The following is a 15,985-nucleotide window of genomic DNA, read 5'->3' as shown; positions in this document are numbered from 1 at the left end:
CCGTGGGCCAGGATGGCGGGCATGGAACACAGCCTGGAACGCAGTACGGGAGACCGTGCGGAAAACCGTGCGGAACACACACCTGTCGTGCGCCGCGCACGCGTCGGGGACCTGCCCCGCCTGGTCGAACTCATCCACGAGCACGTCGCGTACGAGAAGTCGGCCCCTCGGCCACCGGACCTCGCCGGGCGGCTCGGTCCGCAGCTGTTCGCCGAGGACTCCCGGCTGTGGGTGCTGCTCGCCGAGGCGCCGGACGGCTCGGTCGCCGGATACGCCGCATGCTCGGCCGAGTTCGCCTTCTGGGACGCCCGGCACCACCTCCACATGGACTGCCTCTACCTGGCCGAGGACGCCCGCGGCCATGGCCTCGGCGCCGCCCTGATGGACGGCGTACAGGGCCTGGCCCGCGAGCTCGGCCTCGACCAGGTGCAGTGGCAGACACCCGACTGGAACGAGGGCGCGATCCGGTTCTACGACCGGCTCGGCGCCACCGGTCTGCCCAAGCGCCGGTACGGCCTGCCCGTGGACCAGGTCCTGCCCGGACAACACACTTAGGTCGCCCGCTGGGCCGCCGTGAGGCGCTCGTACGTGGCCAGGACGGTACGGGACTGGTGTTCCACCTGGGTGGCCACCGGGACCCAGCGGGCCTGGAAGCGGGCCGCGAAGTCCTCGCACCATCCCGTGACCAGCCGGTCCAGCCCGGGCGCCGCCGGGTGGCCCTGTGCGCGCAGCACCCGCAGCAGCATCGCGGCGGCGCGCAGCGACATGCGCCGCCCGAAGGCGTCGATGCCGGCGATGTACGCCGCCGTGGCCTCGGTGGGAGCCGTGTCGCCGGTCCACGCGGCGGTGATCCGGGGGATCAGCGCGAGCGTCCAGTCGACCGCGCGCAGCAGGGCCGCCGCGGCCGGGTCCGCGTACGGGGGAGGCCCGGGCGGGATCCCGGCGCGGACGGCGGCGACGAGCACGGTGTCGGCGTCGAGCCGCGCGGCCAGCATCTGCAGGGCGCGGCGCGGGTCGGGGTGCGGGGCCGGATCGTCCACCAGGTCGGAGGCCCACATGGGGACTTCGACGATCGCGGTGGTGCCGGCGTACCGGTGGGCGTGGTACCAGGTGCTGAGCCGGGTGTCCTCGGGGTGGAAGGCCCCGGCGGCCTCGCTCCCCGGCTGCGGGATCACGAAGATCCCGGGCCCGGGGGAGGGCCAGCCGGCGGCGTCCGAGGCCCCGTTCTCCACCGGGATGCGCAGCTCTGCGGCCGATTTGCCGAAGGGCTCGGCGAGGCCGGGTACGTCGCGGGTGAGCTGGACCCAGGAGCCGCCGAGGTCGGTGGCGTGCAGGGAGACCTGGAGGACGGGCCGGAGTTCGTCGATGAGGGCGGTCAGGGCCAGGGTCTCGGGCGGCAGCCGGTCCGGGGTCAGTAAGGACGGCGCCCACTCGGGCTGTTCGGGCCCGGGGGGCCGGAAGAAGTGCCGGTGGTAGTCGAGGAGCGAGTACGGGCGGGGCGTGCGGTGCAGGTCCGCGCCGTCCGGGTCGGCGCAGAGCAGGAAGTGCCAGCCGCAGCCCGCGCGGGGGGCCGGCTCGTGCAGCAGGCGACGGGTGAGGGCGAGGACGGTGGCGCCGCCGACGGGCTCGTTGGCGTGGGCCCCGGCGACGACGAGCACGTTCCGTCCGGCCCCGGCCCCGGCCCCGGCCCCTGCCCCTGCCGGGCTGACGGGATCGATGGTGAGCAGCCAGAGGGGCTGCCCGGCCCGCGAGGTGCCGGCCTGTCGGAGCCGTACCTCGCGGGGGTGTTCGTCCACGAGTGCGCGGGCAGCCAGGGTGAGTTCGCGCGGTGTGGGATAGCACATGTCACGGAGGAGGGTCACAAGGGATGCCATGCCCGCCGCACCCCCCGCCTACTGCTCCACGGCCCCCGCACTTCCCCGAGCCCGAGCCGCCTCCACCACCGGCGAGACCCAAGACCGCTTCCCGGCCTTCCCTCCTCGCGCCTCCGCCGGCGGGGCTGAGGGGTCGGGGCCCGGCCCCCACTCCCCGCGCCTCAATCGCCGGCGGGGCTGAGAGGTCAGGGTCCGGCCTCCCCTCCTCGCGCCTCAATCGCGGGCGAGGCCGAGGCATCGGGGGCGCACCCCCACACCCCCTGTTTCAAAGGCGGTGAGGCCGGCTGTCGCGAGGCATCCCAGAAGTGTGCGCAGCGCAACCGTGCGCCAGGCGGGGCCGGATAGCCCGCAGGGCAATCTCAGCCCCGCCGGCGTGTGAGGCGCGGGGTGCGGGGCGGAGCCCCCGGTCTTTGAGCTCAGCCGGGCACGACCCGGCCCCCGGGCGGACGGCATCGGCCGAATCCAGCCCCGCCGGCGTGTGAGCCGCAGGGTGGGGCGGAGCCCCAGAAGGCCGGGCGGAGCCGGGGGGCGCCGGCGCGGCGGCGGCCGCGGACGGTTCGGTCGCCCCCGCCGGGTGCCCGGCCCGGCGCCTGGCCCGGCACCCGGCCCGCAGACGGCCCGGCGTCCCGCCCGGCGGCGCCCGCAGACAGCCCGGTCGCCCGCGCAGCGCCCCGCTCGGCGGCGGAATCACTGCTGGTGCAGGCCGCGGCCCGACAGGGTCAGGAAGGCTTCGCCTACCGCTTCCGACAGCGTCGGGTGGGCGTGGACGTGCCGGGCCACATCGCCCGGCTCCGCGTCCCAGCCCACGATCAGCTGGCTCTCCGCGATCATCTCCGAGACGTGTGGCCCGACCAGGTGCACGCCGAGGACCCGTCCGCCCCGCTCCGCGACCACCTTCACCGTGCCGCCCTGCCCGTGCACCATCCCCTTGGCCACCGCGGTCAGCGGCATCGAGTTCACCACCACGTCGTACGCCGCGGCCCGGGCCTGCTCCTCCGTCAGGCCGACGGCCGCGGTCTGCGGCGCCGAGTACGTCACCCGCGGCACCGCCGCGTAATCCACCGGTACGGTGGAAACCCCCGCCAAGGTCTCCGCCACCAGCAGCCCCTCCGCGAACGAGGCGTGCGCCAGTCCCAGCGACGGCGGCGGCAGCAGGTCGCCCACCACGTGGATCCCCGCAACGGCCGTCTCCAGCCGGGACCAGTCGGCCGGTTCCACGAATCCCCGCCCGTCGGTGGCCAGTCCGGCCGCCGCGAGGTCCAGCCCGTCGGTGACCGGGACCCTGCCGACCGCCACGAGCAGCCGCTCGGCCTTCAGCTCACGCAGCTCCCCGCGCGCGGTGCGCACGGCGGCCCGTACGACCCCGCCCTCCACCACGGCGCCTTCCACCACGGCGCCTTCCAGCCGGGCGCCCGTCTGCACGTCGATGCCGCGCTTCCTCAGACCCCGCGCCAGATGCCGGGACACGTCCACGTCTTCCAGCGGGACCAGCCGGTCCGCGGCCTCGACGAGGGTCACCTCCGCGCCCATGGAACGGTGGAAGGAGGCGTACTCCACCCCGATCGCCCCGCCGCCCAGCACCAGCACGGAGGCCGGCATGCCCGGTGCGAACAGTGCGTCGTCACTGGTCACCACCGTGCGCCCGTCCGGCTCCAGACCGGGCAGGACGCGCGGCCGGGACCCGGTGGCCAGCACGATCCCCCGGGCGGCCGTGAACTCCCGTCCGTCCTCCGTCCGGACGGACCGCGGCCCGGTCAACCGCGCGCCGCTGCGCACCACCCGCACCCCCGCGTGGTCCAAGTGCCCCTCCACGCCCTTGTGGTTGCGGGAGACGATGTCGTCGCGGGTGGCGGTCAGCGCCGCCCAGTCCACCGACTCCACGCTCGCCCGCACCCCCCAGCGCTCGCGCGCCTCGGCTATGCCGTCGACGAGTTCGGCCGCGTGCAGCATCGCCTTGCTCGGGATGCAGCCGCGGTGCAGGCAGGTCCCGCCGACCTTGTCCCGCTCGGCGAGCAGAACGCTCAGGCCGAGGGCGGAGGCGCGCAGTGCGGTGCTGTAGCCGCCCGTACCGCCGCCGATCACGATCACGTCCACAGTGCTGTCGTCATGGGTCATGTGCCCAGCCTGACCGGCCCGTTCCCCGCAGTCCAAGGAAATGATCTTCTGGACTCCATGCACGTTCTCTATGCTTCCCGGTCATGAGCCTGCGCCAGATGGAGTACTTCCTCGCCGTCGTGGAGGAGTCCTCCTTCACCCGGGCCGCCGACTCCCTCCACGTCACCCAGCCCGCTCTGTCCCACCAGGTCAAGGCCCTGGAGCGGACCGTGGGCGGCGCACTGCTGGAGCGCATGCCGCGCGGGGTCCGGCTCACCTCCATGGGCCGTGCCTTCCTCCCGCACGCACAGCTCGCCGTGCACAGCGCCCGCCAGGCCGAGCGGGCCGCCCGCGCCGCCGCGGGCGTGGCCGGCGGCGAACTGCACGTCGCGACCGTCCACGCGGTGGCCGTCGGCCTGCTCCCCGGCATCGCCGTGCGCTGGCGTGCCACGCACCCGGGGGTGTCGCTGGTGCTGCGGGAGTACGGCTCCACCGAGGCGCTGGAGGAGCAGCTCGAACGGGGTGTCGCCGACGTCGCCGTGGGCCCCGAGCCCAAGGAGTGGACCGGACCGCTGCTGCCGGTCGGCCGGGAGGAACTGATCATCGTCGTCCCCTTCGACGACCCCCTCGCCGGGCGGGGCACCGTCCGCCTCGGCGAGCTGGCCGACCGCGACTGGATCCGCTGCGCGATGGAACCGGTCGTGGAGGGCCGCCTCGTGCTCGACCTGGCGTGCGGCCGGGTGGGTTTCACCCCGCGCACGGTGCTGCGTACGGAACACACCTCGACGGCCGTACGGATGGCGGCCGCCGGGGTGGGCATCGTCATGGCCCCGGCCCACATGGTCCGCGGCGCGGTCGGCGAGGACTGCGTACTGCTCTCCCTCGACCCGCCGTGGCACCGGCCCCTCGCGGTCTTCTCCCGGGTCCCGCTGACCGGTGCGGCGGCGGCCTTCGCCGATCTAGTCGTCGCGGAGCAGGACCGCCACGGGCGAGAGGTCCAGTAGGCCGCCCAGGTCCACCTCGCCCTCGTACGCGGGCCCGGCCGTGGTCCCGTCCCCCTTCCCGTACGCGTCCTCCCGCGCGCCGCGCAGGCCCGGCAGCTGCGTCCACCGGCCCGGCGGCAGCGGCAGGGCGGTCCCGCGCCAGCCGCCCGCCCCCGCCAGCCGGTGCGAGAGGCGGGTGGCCACGGCCACCAGGCCGGGCGAGCGGGCGAACGCCAGGCAGTGCTCCGCCGCCGCGCCCCGGGCCGCCAGCGGGGCGTAGCCGGTGAACAGCCCGGGACGGTCCCGGCGCAGCCGCAGCAGGGCGGCCGTCAGCGCCAGCTTCTCCTCGGCCGGGCCGAGCGGCGCGGCCCCCCCGTCCAGCCGGGCCAGTGCCTCGCGGGGGAAGCGGACCGGGCGCCGGTTGTCGGGGTCCACCAGAGCCCGGTACTCGGTTTCGGCGCCCTGGTAGACCTCCGGGACCCCGGGCATCGCCAGGTGCAGCAGCGTCATGCCGAGGAGATTGGCGCGGGCCGCCTCCGCGAGCTCCGGCGGCAGGTCGAGCGGGCCGGGGGCGTATGCGGCCACGGTCGCCTCGTAGGCCTCGTCCCCGTCCGTCCAGCTGGTGCGCAGCGCGGCCTCGCGGACCCCCTTGAGCAGGGCCTCGGCCAGCCGGGGCGCGGCCTGCGGGACCTTTCCGAGGCCCAGCGCGGTCTGCCGGGCCGTCCACGCGAGCTGGGGGTCCGGTCCGGTGACCCCGTCCATCGGCTCCGGCGCCTGCGACAGCACCGAGATCCGGGCCCGCACGTCCGCGCTGCGCTTGGTGTCGTGCGTGGACAGCACCGTCCCGGACCCGGGCCACTCCCGGTCCAGGTGGCCGCAGTACGCGTGGAACTCCCCGGCCGACACCGCCGGCTGTCCCGGTTCGCCGCCGACCTCGGTGGCCGACAGCAGGGGCGCGTACCGGTAGAAGGCCCGGTCCTCCAGGGACTTGGCGCGCAGCGCGGCCGAGGTCTGGGCGAAGCGGGCGGCGAAGGCGGGATCGGTCAGCAGCAGTTCCCGTACGCCGGCCACCGCGGCCGGACCGGCCGCCGAGGCCGCCCGCTCCACGGCCTGCGGATCCGGCTCGGGATCGCCGGGGTACGGCCGGTAGACCGGATAGGCGATGAGCAACTCCCGGACCGCCACGATCAGTTCCTGACCTGCCTGCCGCTCCAGCGCGCTCAGCTCGGCGGCCAGGTCTCCGGTCAGCACCTCGCGCGCGCACGTCTCCGTCGTCCGCTCCCAGTCCGGAGAGCCCGTCGACTCCGCGTACCGGCGTGCCAGTTCGGCGGCGCCGTCCGGATCGGTGAACACCCCGTCCACCCGGTGCAGCGCGTCGTACCCGGTGGTCCCCGCCACCGGCCAGCCGGAGGGCAGCCGCTCGTGGCGGGCCAGGATCTTCTCCACCACCACCCAGCAGTGCGGTCCCGCCGCCGCCCGCAACCGCCGCAAGTACCCCTCGGGGTCGGCCAGTCCGTCCACGTGGTCGATCCGCAGACCCTCGGCCACCCCGTCCCGGACCAGCTCCAGCACCTTCGCGTGGGTGGCCGTGAAGACCTCCGGGTCCTCCACACGGACTCCGATCAGGTCGGAAATGGTGAAGAACCGTCGGTAGTTGAGGGCGGTACGGGCCTCCCGCCACCAGGCCGGCCGGTACCACTGCGCGGCCAGCAGCTCGGGCAGCGCCAGCCCGGCGGTGCCCTCCCGCAGCGGGAACTCCTGCTCCCCGTAGCGCAGGACCTCCCCGTCGGCCTCCAGGGCGCAGGACTCCACCGGCCCGGCGAGCACCGGCAGCAGCACCTGGCCGCCGCCCGCCTCCCAGTCGATGTCGAACCAGCGCGCGAACGGCGAGTCCGGTCCGTCCCGCAGGACCTCCCACAGCGGCCGGTTCAGCCGCAGGGGGGCGGGCACCGCCATGTGGTTCGGCACGATGTCGAGCACCAGGCCCAGCCCGTGCGCCCGGGCGGCCGCGCCGAGCGAGCGCAGCCCGGGCTCGCCGCCCAGTTCCTCGCGGACCCGGGAGTGGTCGGTGACGTCGTACCCGTGCGCCGAGCCGGGCACCGCCTCCAGCACGGGGGACAGGTGCAGGTGTGACGCGCCGAGCGAGGCGAGGTACGGTACGGCTGCCTCGGCCGCCGCGAAAGGGAACTCCGGACGCAGCTGGAGACGGTAGGTCGACGCCGGAGTGACAGGTGTCGGAACATCGAATTCCGCTTGGATGCTTGTCTGCGGCTGGCTCATGAGAACGTACGTACCCAGCCTGCCGGATTCCGTGCCATTACCCAATGCATCCGAGTGACTGCGCCGGGTTAGCGTTGCTCAAGTGGTTGGAACCGTCAACACCTATCGAAGAGTCATCGCCCTGACCGGCCCCCTACTCCCGCTCGTCTCGTTCCTCGCCCGACTGCCCGTCGCGATGTCCCAGTTCGGAAGCGTCCTGCTGGTCGCCCAGACCAGTGGATCCCTCGCCACCGCCGGCATCGTCGGAGGTACCCTCTCCGCCGGCCAGGTGGTCTTCGGCCCCGTCCTCGGCCGGCTCGCCGACCGCCACGGGCAGCGGCCCGTCGTACTCGGCGCCGCGGCCGTCAACGCCGTCGCGACCGCCGCCCTCGTCGCCGGCGCCCTGGGGGGCCTCGGCACGGTCCCGCTCGCCGCGATCGGCGCCGTCACCGGCGCCTCCGTACCGCTGATCGGACCGCTCGCCCGGACCCGCTCCGTGGCCCTGGCCCACCGGGCCGGGGCCGACGAGAGCGTGTTGGGCGCCGTCCACTCGCTCGAAGGCACCCTGGACGAGGTCTCGTTCGTCTTCGGACCCGCCCTCGTCGGCCTCGCCGCGCTCGTCGCACACCCGGCCGTCGCCCTCGGCGGCGCCGCCGGACTCGTCGCCGTCTTCGGTACCGCCTACGCGCTGCACCCGACCGCCACCGTCACCGGGGGCACCCCCGGACGGACTGTGGGGGACCGGGGCGCGCGGGCACGTACGAAGGGGGACCGGGCCGGCCGGCCGCGCGTGGTCCACGCCGTCCGGGGCTCGCTCGCCCTCCAGGGCGCCATGTTCGGCGCCTGTCAGGCCGGAATCGCCGCGCTCACCGCCCAGTTGGGCGTCCCCGGCCAGGCCGGGATCGTCTACGCGGCCATGGGCGTCGTCAGCGCGGCCGTGGGCCTCGCACTCGGCGCGCTGCCCGCCCGCGTCGGGCTGCGGCTGCGCTGGCGGGCCGCCACCTGCGCCGCGCTGGTCCTGTCCGTGCCGCTGCTGTTCACCGGCGCCCTGTGGCCGCTGTACGCGGTCGTCACCGTGCTCGGCGCGGCCTACGCACCGCACCTGATCACCGCCTTCGCGCTCACCGAGCGCGTCGTGGAACCGGCCCGGCTCGCCGAGTCGATGGCCCTCGCCGCCAGCTCGCTGGTCGCCGGGCAGGCACTCGCGCTCGCCGTCTCCGGGCGGCTCGCCGAGTGGTACGGGCCCGCCGGAGCCTTCTCCGTGGCCGTGGGGGCGGCCGGGCTGGCCCTGACCCTCGCCCTGGTCACCCGCGTGCCGTCCGCCCGCACCCGCGCCGAGGCCTTCCTCCCCGCACAGCGGACCGCCTCCCCGGCCCCCGCGGCCGGGACGGGGGAGCCCGGAGACGGCGAGGAGGCCGGGAAGGCCCCCGCCGCCGACGGGAACGGTGCCTACGCCGGGCGCTGAAGCACCACCAGGCACCGGCCCGCCAGCGCCACCCGGTCCCCGGCCGCATACTGCGGCCCGGTGCCGGGTGGCAGTACGTCCGGCCGGGCCGTGTCCACCACCAGCCGCCACTGCGCCCCGTGCCCCGCCGGAATGGTGAAGTCCTGTGGGTCGGCGCCCGCGTTGAACATCAGCAGGAACGAGTCGTCGGTGATCCGCTCCCCGCGGGTGCCCGGCTCGGAGATCGCCTCCCCGTTCAGGAACACCGTCAGTGCCCGCGCGTGCTGCGCCTGCCAGTCGCGGGCCCGCATCTCCTCGCCGTGCGGCGTGAACCAGGCGATGTCGGAGAGCTCGTCGTGCGTCCCCTCCACCGGCCGCCCGTGGAAGAAGCGGCGCCGCCGGAAGACCGGGTGGTCACGCCGCAGCCACACCATCCGCCGGGTGAACTCCAGCAGCGCGGGCGCCGGTTTGCCGGGCTCCGGCCAACTCACCCAGGACAACGCGTTGTCCTGGCAGTACGCGTTGTTGTTGCCGCCCTGCGAACGCGCGAACTCGTCGCCGTGGCTGAGCATCGGCACGCCCTGCGACAGCATGAGGGTGGCCGTGAAGTTGCGCATCTGGCGCTCGCGCAGCTCCAGGACCTCCGGGTCCTCGGTCGGCCCCTCCACCCCGCAGTTCCAGGAGCGGTTGTGGGTCTCGCCGTCCCGATTGCCCTCCCGGTTGGCCTCGTTGTGCTTCTCGTTGTACGAGACCAGGTCGTTCAGGGTGAAACCGTCGTGGCAGGTGGTGAAGTTGATGGAGGCCAGCGGGCGCCGCCCGTCGTCCTGGTAGAGGTCCGAGGAGCCGGTCAGCCGCCCCGCGAACTCCGCCAGCGTGCGCGGCTGCCCGCGCCACAGATCCCGAACGGTGTCCCGGTACTTGCCGTTCCACTCGGTCCACAGCGGCGGGAAGTTGCCCACCTGGTATCCGCCCTCGCCCAGGTCCCAGGGCTCGGCGATCAGCTTCACCTGGCTGACCACCGGGTCCTGCTGGACCAGGTCGAAGAACGAGGACAGCCGGTCCACCTCGTGGAACTGCCGGGCCAGCGTCGCCGCCAGGTCGAAGCGGAAGCCGTCCACATGCATCTCGGTGACCCAGTAGCGCAGCGAGTCCATGATCAGCTGGAGCACGTGCGGGGAGCGCATCAGGAGCGAGTTCCCGGTCCCGGTGGTGTCCATGTAGTGCCGGGGATCGTCCGCCAGCCGGTAGTACGAGGCGTTGTCCAGCCCGCGGAAGGACAGCGTCGGACCCAGGTGGTTCCCCTCGGCGGTGTGGTTGTAGACCACGTCCAGGATCACCTCGATACCCGCCTCGTGCAGGGCCCGGACCGCCGACTTGAACTCCAGCACCTGCTGACCGCGGTCACCCGACGCGTAGCCGTTGTGGGGGGCGAAGAAACCGATGGTGTTGTAGCCCCAGTAGTTGCTCAGCCCGTCGTTGACCAGTCGGTGGTCGTTGACGAACTGGTGCACCGGCATCAGCTCCAGCGCCGTCACCCCGAGCTTGGTCAGGTGCCCGATGACCGCCGGGTGCGCGAGCGCCCCGTACGTGCCGCGCAGCTCCTCCGGAAGGTCCGGATGGCTCATCGTCAGACCCTTGACGTGAGCCTCGTACAGCACGGTGTGGTGGTACTCGTGGCGCGGCGGCCGGTCGTTGGCCCAGTCGAAGTACGGGTTCACCACGACCGAGCTCATGGTGTGCGGCGCCGAGTCCAGGTCGTTGCGGGAGTCGGGCCGCCCGAAGTGGTAGCCGTACACCGCCTCGCCCCAGGCCACGCTGCCGCTGATGGCCCGCGCGTACGGGTCCAGCAGCAGCTTCGCCGCGTTGCAGCGCTGGCCGCGCTCCGGCGCGTACGGGCCGTGGACGCGGAACCCGTAGCGCTGGCCCGGCATGACGCCGGGCAGGTACGCGTGCCGGACGAAGGCGTCCGTCTCGCGCAGCTCGACGGCGGTCTCCGAGCCGTCGTCGTGGAGGAGGCACAGCTCGATGCGTCGGGCGGCCTCGGAGTAGACCGCGAAGTTGGTGCCGGCGCCGTCGTAAGTGGCGCCGAGCGGATACGCCTGTCCCGGCCAGACCTGCATAGATAACGACTCTTCCCATCCTGCTCCGGCTGATCCGGCTGGACCACGTCACTGCCAGATCTTCCCCGAAAGAGGCTCCTCACGCGTGGACTTGGGTTGGTCCCTCCGGGTGACCCGGAGAGCTGATATCCGGCTCGGCGGACTGTGTGGGCATCGGATAATGGGTCAACGGACAGCCGTTGTACGGGCCATCGGGCTGCACCGGGCCGCGCGCGCGGAGTACCCTTCCGTGATCACTGGAGACGGGCGTCCAGACGCAGAAGGCGGTGCACGGGTGAGCTCGGGAGGTCTGGAGCTGCCCCCTGGTGACAACGGTCACGAGGGCGGCCCGGCGGACGCCGCAGGCGCGACACCCGGTGGGGTGCCGGCCGGGGCGGTGTCGCTGGCCCCGCAGGCGACCGGGAGCGTCGCGCGGGCCGGCGCCGAGCTGGACTGGAGCGCGGAGGCCTGGAGCGAGGTCCGTACGCGGGCGCAGCGGGCGGGCCGTGCGTACATCTGGCTGAATCTCATCGAACAGCGGCTGCGCTCGGTGGTCGGCGCGGTGCTGCGGCCGGTCTACGAGCCGGTGCACGGCGGGGACGACTGGGTCGTCGCCGCCGCCGGGCCCGCCGGGCAGGAGTGGGTGCAGCGGGCCGTGGCGGTGCGCGAGGTCAGCCGGCGCAAGGGCTACCTGCTCGACTCGGCCGACGACAACGTGCTCAGCTTCCTGACGCTGCCGCAGCTACGGGAGCTGATGGTCCAGCACTGGCCCTGCTTCGAACCGTACTTCGACGACCGGCGCGAGATCGAGCTGGCACTGGACGAGCTGGAGGTCACCCGCAACGTCGTCTCCCGCAACCGGGCCCTTTCCCGGGCGGTGCTGGAGCAGGCGGAGCGGGCCTCGGCGCGGCTGCTGGAGGTGCTGGGCGGGGGAGCGGGAAGCCCGTCGGCGGACCGGCTGCCGATCGACGCCGTCGAGGACCTGGTGGGCGACCGGTACGCGGACGTCATCTCGGTCCACCCGGACCGGGTGCGGCTCCAGCGCCAGCTCCCGGCCGAGGACCTGTTCGGGGGCGCGCGACGGCTCGACGCCATCGGCATAGGGCTCAACCTGCTGGTCCAGAACTTCTCGGGGCGAAGACTCGTTCGACTCACGGAGGCCGGCTGCCGGGTGCGGCTGCTGTTCCTGAACCCGGCGAGCAGCGCCGTCAAGCGGCGCGAGCGGGAGCTCGGGCTGCGCAAGGGCGAGCTGAGCCGCTCGGTGGAGATGAACATCCTGCACGTCCGCCGGGTGCGGGCGGGCCTGCGCGATCCCTCGCGCTTCGAGATCCACGTGTTCGACGAGACCCCGCGCTTCACCGCCTATCTGGTGGAGGGCCAGTCCTCGGGCATCGCGGTCGTCCAGTCCTACCTTCGCCGGGCGCGCGGCATGGAGTCCCCGGTCCTGGTGCTGCGCGGCGGCGGCCGTGGCGTCCCGAAGGACGCCGACCACGGACTGTTCACGACGTACCGCGAGGAATTCGAATCGGTGTGGGAGGACTCCCGGCCGGTGTCGTGACAGCGGTGTCCGCGCCCCGGCCGCGGCCCCGGCGGACGGCTTGTCAGTGGCCCGTGGCAGGCTGAAAGCCGTTGACCGAGGGTGTACGGGGGGAAGGGCGCGTGATGGGGGACTGGTACGGCGGTGTGCTGATCGGGTTCGACCTGGAGACGACCGGCACGGAGCCGGGGGAGTCGCGGATCGTGACGGCGGCGGTGGTCGAGGTGCGGGGCGGTGAGGTGCGCGGACGGCGCGGCTGGCTCGCGGATCCGGGGATACCGATCCCGGAGGAGGCCGCGGCGATCCACGGGATCAGCACCGAGCGGGCGGTCGCCGACGGCCGCCCGGTGCGGGAGGTCGCGGACGAGGTCGCGCGGGCGCTGGTCGGGCACTGGCGGAGCGGCGCGGTGGTCGTCGCGTACAACGCGGCGTTCGACCTCACTCTGCTCTCCGCGGAACTGGCGCGGCACGGGCTGCCGTCGCTGGCCGACCGGCTGGGCGGTGCGGAGACCGGGCCGGTGGTGGACCCGCTGACCATCGACCGGGCCGTCGACCGCTACCGGCGCGGCAAGCGGACGCTGGAGGCGGTCTGCGGGGTGTACGGGGTCACGCTCGACGACGCGCACGACGCCGGGGCGGACGCGCTGGCCGCGGTGGAGGTGGCCCGGGCGATAGCCGCGCGCCACCCCGAGGTGGCCGCGCTCACCCCGGCCGACCTGCACGCCCGCCAGGGCACCTGGCACGCCCGCTGGGCCCGGGACTTCCAGTCCTACCTGCGCAGGCAGGGCACCCCGGACGCGGTGATCGACACGGCCTGGCCGCTGCGGGGTCTGGTCCCGGCGGGCGCCTGAGCGCGCGGCGAGGTGAAGACCCCCCTACCTAGCGCAGGAGCCAGTTCCGCGTCAGCTCCATGACCTCCGCGCGGCTGCGACCGCCGTGGTCGGCGGCGACGACGTAGCTGCCGATCCGCACCGAGAAGGTGAGCATGCAGCGGACCTCGACGTCGTCCTCGTCGTGGCAGAACTCGCCGAACAGCGAACGCAGGTAGTCCATCCGCCGGTTGTCGGCGCGCCGGAGCCGTTGCGCTACGGCGTCATCGCGCCGGGCCCAGTCGCGGATCGCGAGGTCGACCGCCACGCCTGTCATCGGCTTGTCCCCGTACGAGGCGACGATCGTGAACAGCCGGTCCAGCTTGGCCCTGGCGTCCCCGCCGCCGCTCTCGACCCGCTCGATCACCGCGTCGGTGACCTCGCGCTCCCACGTGTCGAGCATCTCGGTGAGCAGCGCGCCCCGGTTGGCGAAGTACCCGTAGAAGCCGCCCTTGCTGACGCCGAGCGCCTGCGCGAGCGACTCGATCCGGACGGCCTCGGGGCCCCCGGCGGCGAGCGCCCGCAGTCCCTCCTCGATCCATGTGCCGCGAGGCGTACGGGTCGTGCCCATGATGTGTCTCCGCTCACGTCTCACCCGTCTATACGGTGCCGTATAGACGGGGGCTAGTCTTCTTCTATACGGCATCGTATAGATAGGGGCCCGCTCATGAGACTGCCCAGAACCGCACACACCTCCCGTCCCTGGCGGATCCACGAGATCGCCGGCGACTTCCAGGTCGAGGACGTGTGGGCCCTGCCGACTCCAGGCGGTCCCGACGACCTCGCTCTGCTCGTGGACCAGTTCGCGCACGGCAAGGGGGATCCGGTCCCCTCCCCGGTGGGGCGCGCGCTCTTCGCGATCCGCTGGAAGCTCGGGGCACTGCTCGGCTGGGACAAGGCCGAGGACGGCGTCGGCGGGCGGCTGTCCACGCTGCGGGACCGGCTCCCGGCGGACCTCCGCGAGGGTCCCAGCGGGCCGGACCTGACGGCGGTTCCGTTCACCTCCGTCTACCAGACGCACGACGAGTGGGTGGCGGAGATGGGCAACCGGACCGTGCACGGGGTGATGCACATCGGCTGGGTCCCGGACGGGGCGGGTGGCTACCGAGGCCAGATGGCCGTCCTCGTGAAGCCCAACGGACGGTTCGGCGCCCTGTACATGTGGGGCATCAAGCCCTTCCGGTACCTGGGGGTGTATCCCGCGCTGATCCGGGGGATCGGGCGCGAGTGGCAGGCGCGCGCCGGCGAAAGGGCCGCGGGTTGACCGGGCCGACGGCTGACCGGGGCGACCGGGCTGACGGGGCCGACCGGGCGGGCCGACCGGGCTGATCGGATCCGGCGGGCCTACGCCGCCCACTCGTCGGTGTACTCGACGTGGATGTCCCGGGCGCGGGCGTCGCCGCAGCGCACCTGCACGCAGTAGTGCCCGTGGCGCGATCCGTCGCGGACGTGCCCGGGGCCCTCCTCGGCCACCTGCCGGAAGACGCCGGCGGTCGCGCGGAACACCTTCGCGCTGCCCGTCACGAACAGGGTCTCGGCGTGGAGGTGCTGGCGGAACACGTCGAGGTTCTCCGCGTGGTGGAGGGCCGCGTGGTCGATGTCCGGGTCCGCGACGGGCAGGGCGACGCTGTGAGGCCGGCCCGGGCCGAGCCGTCCTCGTACCTCCTTCCAGCGCGAAGGAGCGAACTGGAGCGAGTGGTGGAGCAGGACGAGGTCGAGCCCGCGTGACTCCGTGCCCGGGCGGGAACCCCGCAGCGGCAGATGGATCAGCGAGCGCGGTGAGGAGGCGGCCAGGGTCCACAGCCCGGCCATGAGCCGGGCGGACTCCTGGTCGACGTAGGCGTTCAGGTACCAGGCGTCGTCGAAGAGAACCGCCCGCTCCGGCGGCCGGGCGGGGCGGATCACCTTGAACTCGGCCGCGCCGAGGCGGGCCTGGTGGATGGTCAGGGGCAGCTTCATCAGAACGAGCTCCAGCGCGCTTCCCGGTCCCCCTCGCGCAAGGAGGTCACGCGGCGGCGGAATTCGGCCAGCGCCTTGGCGTTGGCCGGGGCGTGCTGGGAGACCCAGGCGCAACTGGCCGTCTCACGGGCCCCGCGCAGCACCGCACAGCCCTCCCAGTCGCGGACGTCCCAGCCGTACGCCCGCACGAACGCCTCGTAGGACTCGGTGGGCAGGCTGTACCGGTCGCGGGAGAGGGCCATCACCACCAGATCGTGTTCGCGCAGGTCGGCCGATACGGTCTCCAGGTCGACCAGGACCGGACCGTCCGGGCCGACGTGCACGTTGCGGGGCAGCGCGTCGCCGTGGATCGGACCCGGGGGCAGGTGCGGCACGAGTGCGGCCACCTCGTGGGCGTAGGCGTCGCGGCGGGCCCGCAGGTACGCCGCGTCCGCCGGGTCGATGGCGTCCGCGGCCAGCCGGAGCCAGCGTTCGACGCCGCCCAGCAGGTCCCGCGCGGCCAGCGGGAAAGGCGGCTGGGGCAGGGTGTGGACCTGCCGCAGCAGTACGGCGAGGTCCTCGGGGCCCGCGGGGCGCACCGCGTCCGGGAGCCGGTGCCACAGCGTCACCGGGTGCCCGGCCACCAGTCGGGGCTCCGGCTCGGCCGCGCGGACCGCCGGGATGCCGGCCCCGGCCAGCCAGTGCGCGACGGCCAGTTCACGCCCGGCGCGGCCGAGCAGCGCCGGGTCCGCGCGCCCCACCTTCACCACCAGGTCCCCGACCGCGAAGACCGCGTTCTCGCCCAGGGCCAGCAGCGCGGCGCCACCGCCCAGGCCGGCGGCCGCCAGGAGGTCCCTGGCCCGCGCCTCGTCCATGTCGTTCTCCGGA

At 74.0% G+C, this 15,985-nt stretch carries 13 protein-coding genes; 6 read left to right on the top strand and 7 right to left on the bottom strand.

The window, feature by feature from the left end:
- Positions 1-87 precede the first annotated feature (87 nt).
- Positions 88-555, top strand: coding sequence for a GNAT family N-acetyltransferase (locus AB0D48_RS04120; RefSeq protein WP_362390558.1), 468 nt, complete (start codon positions 88-90; stop codon positions 553-555).
- On the opposite strand, the gene AB0D48_RS04115 is transcribed toward AB0D48_RS04120, so the two are convergent.
- Complete coding sequence (locus AB0D48_RS04115; RefSeq protein WP_362390556.1) at positions 552-1,874, bottom strand: M14 family zinc carboxypeptidase; 1,323 nt, start codon at positions 1,872-1,874, stop codon at positions 552-554. The two genes, AB0D48_RS04120 and AB0D48_RS04115, sit on opposite strands and share 4 nt — an antisense overlap.
- A 687-nt stretch (positions 1,875-2,561) precedes the next feature.
- On the bottom strand, positions 2,562-3,989 hold the full coding sequence (lpdA, locus tag AB0D48_RS04110) for a dihydrolipoyl dehydrogenase (RefSeq protein ID WP_362390554.1): 1,428 nt from the start codon (positions 3,987-3,989) through the stop codon (positions 2,562-2,564).
- Between the two features lie 83 nt (positions 3,990-4,072).
- Between lpdA and AB0D48_RS04105 the strand changes: the two genes are divergently transcribed.
- Complete coding sequence (locus tag AB0D48_RS04105; RefSeq protein ID WP_362390552.1) at positions 4,073-4,972, top strand: LysR family transcriptional regulator; 900 nt, start codon at positions 4,073-4,075, stop codon at positions 4,970-4,972.
- On the opposite strand, the gene treY is transcribed toward AB0D48_RS04105, so the two are convergent.
- On the bottom strand, positions 4,928-7,231 hold the full coding sequence (treY, locus tag AB0D48_RS04100) for a malto-oligosyltrehalose synthase (protein WP_362390550.1): 2,304 nt from the start codon (positions 7,229-7,231) through the stop codon (positions 4,928-4,930). The genes AB0D48_RS04105 and treY overlap by 45 nt on opposite strands.
- A gap of 82 nt (positions 7,232-7,313) precedes the next feature.
- On the opposite strand from treY, the gene AB0D48_RS04095 reads away from it, so the two are divergent.
- Positions 7,314-8,675 (top strand): MFS transporter, encoded by a 1,362-nt coding sequence (locus AB0D48_RS04095; protein WP_362390548.1) that lies wholly within the window; start codon positions 7,314-7,316, stop codon positions 8,673-8,675.
- Here AB0D48_RS04095 and glgX read toward each other — a convergent pair.
- Positions 8,660-10,774 (bottom strand): glycogen debranching protein GlgX, encoded by a 2,115-nt coding sequence (gene glgX / locus AB0D48_RS04090; RefSeq protein WP_362390546.1) that lies wholly within the window; start codon positions 10,772-10,774, stop codon positions 8,660-8,662. The genes AB0D48_RS04095 and glgX overlap by 16 nt on opposite strands.
- A gap of 274 nt (positions 10,775-11,048) precedes the next feature.
- Between glgX and AB0D48_RS04085 the strand changes: the two genes are divergently transcribed.
- Positions 11,049-12,311, top strand: coding sequence for an SAV2148 family HEPN domain-containing protein (locus tag AB0D48_RS04085; protein ID WP_362390544.1), 1,263 nt, complete (start codon positions 11,049-11,051; stop codon positions 12,309-12,311).
- 104 nt (positions 12,312-12,415) lie between these two features.
- The gene (locus tag AB0D48_RS04080; RefSeq protein ID WP_362390542.1) at positions 12,416-13,141 is read left to right on the top strand and encodes an exonuclease domain-containing protein; all 726 of its coding nucleotides are present in this window, start codon (positions 12,416-12,418) and stop codon (positions 13,139-13,141) included.
- 28 nt (positions 13,142-13,169) lie between these two features.
- Here the strand turns inward: AB0D48_RS04080 and AB0D48_RS04075 are convergent, their stop codons facing one another.
- A complete protein-coding gene (locus tag AB0D48_RS04075) occupies positions 13,170-13,730 on the bottom strand; it encodes a TetR/AcrR family transcriptional regulator (protein WP_362390540.1) in 561 nt (186 codons plus the stop codon).
- Positions 13,731-13,826: 96 nt separating this feature from the next.
- Between AB0D48_RS04075 and AB0D48_RS04070 the strand changes: the two genes are divergently transcribed.
- On the top strand, positions 13,827-14,423 hold the full coding sequence (locus AB0D48_RS04070; RefSeq protein ID WP_362390538.1) for a DUF2867 domain-containing protein: 597 nt from the start codon (positions 13,827-13,829) through the stop codon (positions 14,421-14,423).
- 80 nt (positions 14,424-14,503) lie between these two features.
- Here AB0D48_RS04070 and AB0D48_RS04065 read toward each other — a convergent pair whose 3' ends face one another.
- Both AB0D48_RS04065 and AB0D48_RS04060 read right to left on the bottom strand, forming a co-directional pair.
- A complete protein-coding gene (locus AB0D48_RS04065) occupies positions 14,504-15,118 on the bottom strand; it encodes a hypothetical protein (protein WP_362390536.1) in 615 nt (204 codons plus the stop codon).
- A complete protein-coding gene (locus AB0D48_RS04060) occupies positions 15,118-15,972 on the bottom strand; it encodes an aminoglycoside phosphotransferase family protein (protein WP_362390534.1) in 855 nt (284 codons plus the stop codon). Before AB0D48_RS04060 ends, AB0D48_RS04065 begins: the two co-directional genes overlap by 1 nt.
- Positions 15,973-15,985 lie beyond the last annotated feature (13 nt).

Source organism: Streptomyces sp. NPDC048269, assembly GCF_040652395.1.
In the GTDB taxonomy this organism is placed as follows: domain Bacteria; phylum Actinomycetota; class Actinomycetes; order Streptomycetales; family Streptomycetaceae; genus Streptomyces.
The sequence above is the reverse complement of the archived record's forward strand: the minus strand, read 5'-3'. Positions and strand labels throughout refer to the sequence as shown.

Coding starts and splice junctions, on each gene's coding strand:
- AB0D48_RS04065 (WP_362390536.1), bottom strand. CDS start 15,118: ATGAAGCTGCCCCTGACCATCCACCAGGCCCGCCTCGGCGCGGCCGAG.
- lpdA (WP_362390554.1), bottom strand. CDS start 3,989: ATGACCCATGACGACAGCACTGTGGACGTGATCGTGATCGGCGGCGGT.
- AB0D48_RS04105 (WP_362390552.1), top strand. CDS start 4,073: ATGAGCCTGCGCCAGATGGAGTACTTCCTCGCCGTCGTGGAGGAGTCC.
- AB0D48_RS04115 (WP_362390556.1), bottom strand. CDS start 1,874: ATGGCATCCCTTGTGACCCTCCTCCGTGACATGTGCTATCCCACACCG.
- glgX (WP_362390546.1), bottom strand. CDS start 10,774: ATGCAGGTCTGGCCGGGACAGGCGTATCCGCTCGGCGCCACTTACGAC.
- AB0D48_RS04075 (WP_362390540.1), bottom strand. CDS start 13,730: ATGGGCACGACCCGTACGCCTCGCGGCACATGGATCGAGGAGGGACTG.
- AB0D48_RS04080 (WP_362390542.1), top strand. CDS start 12,416: ATGGGGGACTGGTACGGCGGTGTGCTGATCGGGTTCGACCTGGAGACG.
- treY (WP_362390550.1), bottom strand. CDS start 7,231: ATGAGCCAGCCGCAGACAAGCATCCAAGCGGAATTCGATGTTCCGACA.
- AB0D48_RS04070 (WP_362390538.1), top strand. CDS start 13,827: ATGAGACTGCCCAGAACCGCACACACCTCCCGTCCCTGGCGGATCCAC.
- AB0D48_RS04060 (WP_362390534.1), bottom strand. CDS start 15,972: ATGGACGAGGCGCGGGCCAGGGACCTCCTGGCGGCCGCCGGCCTGGGC.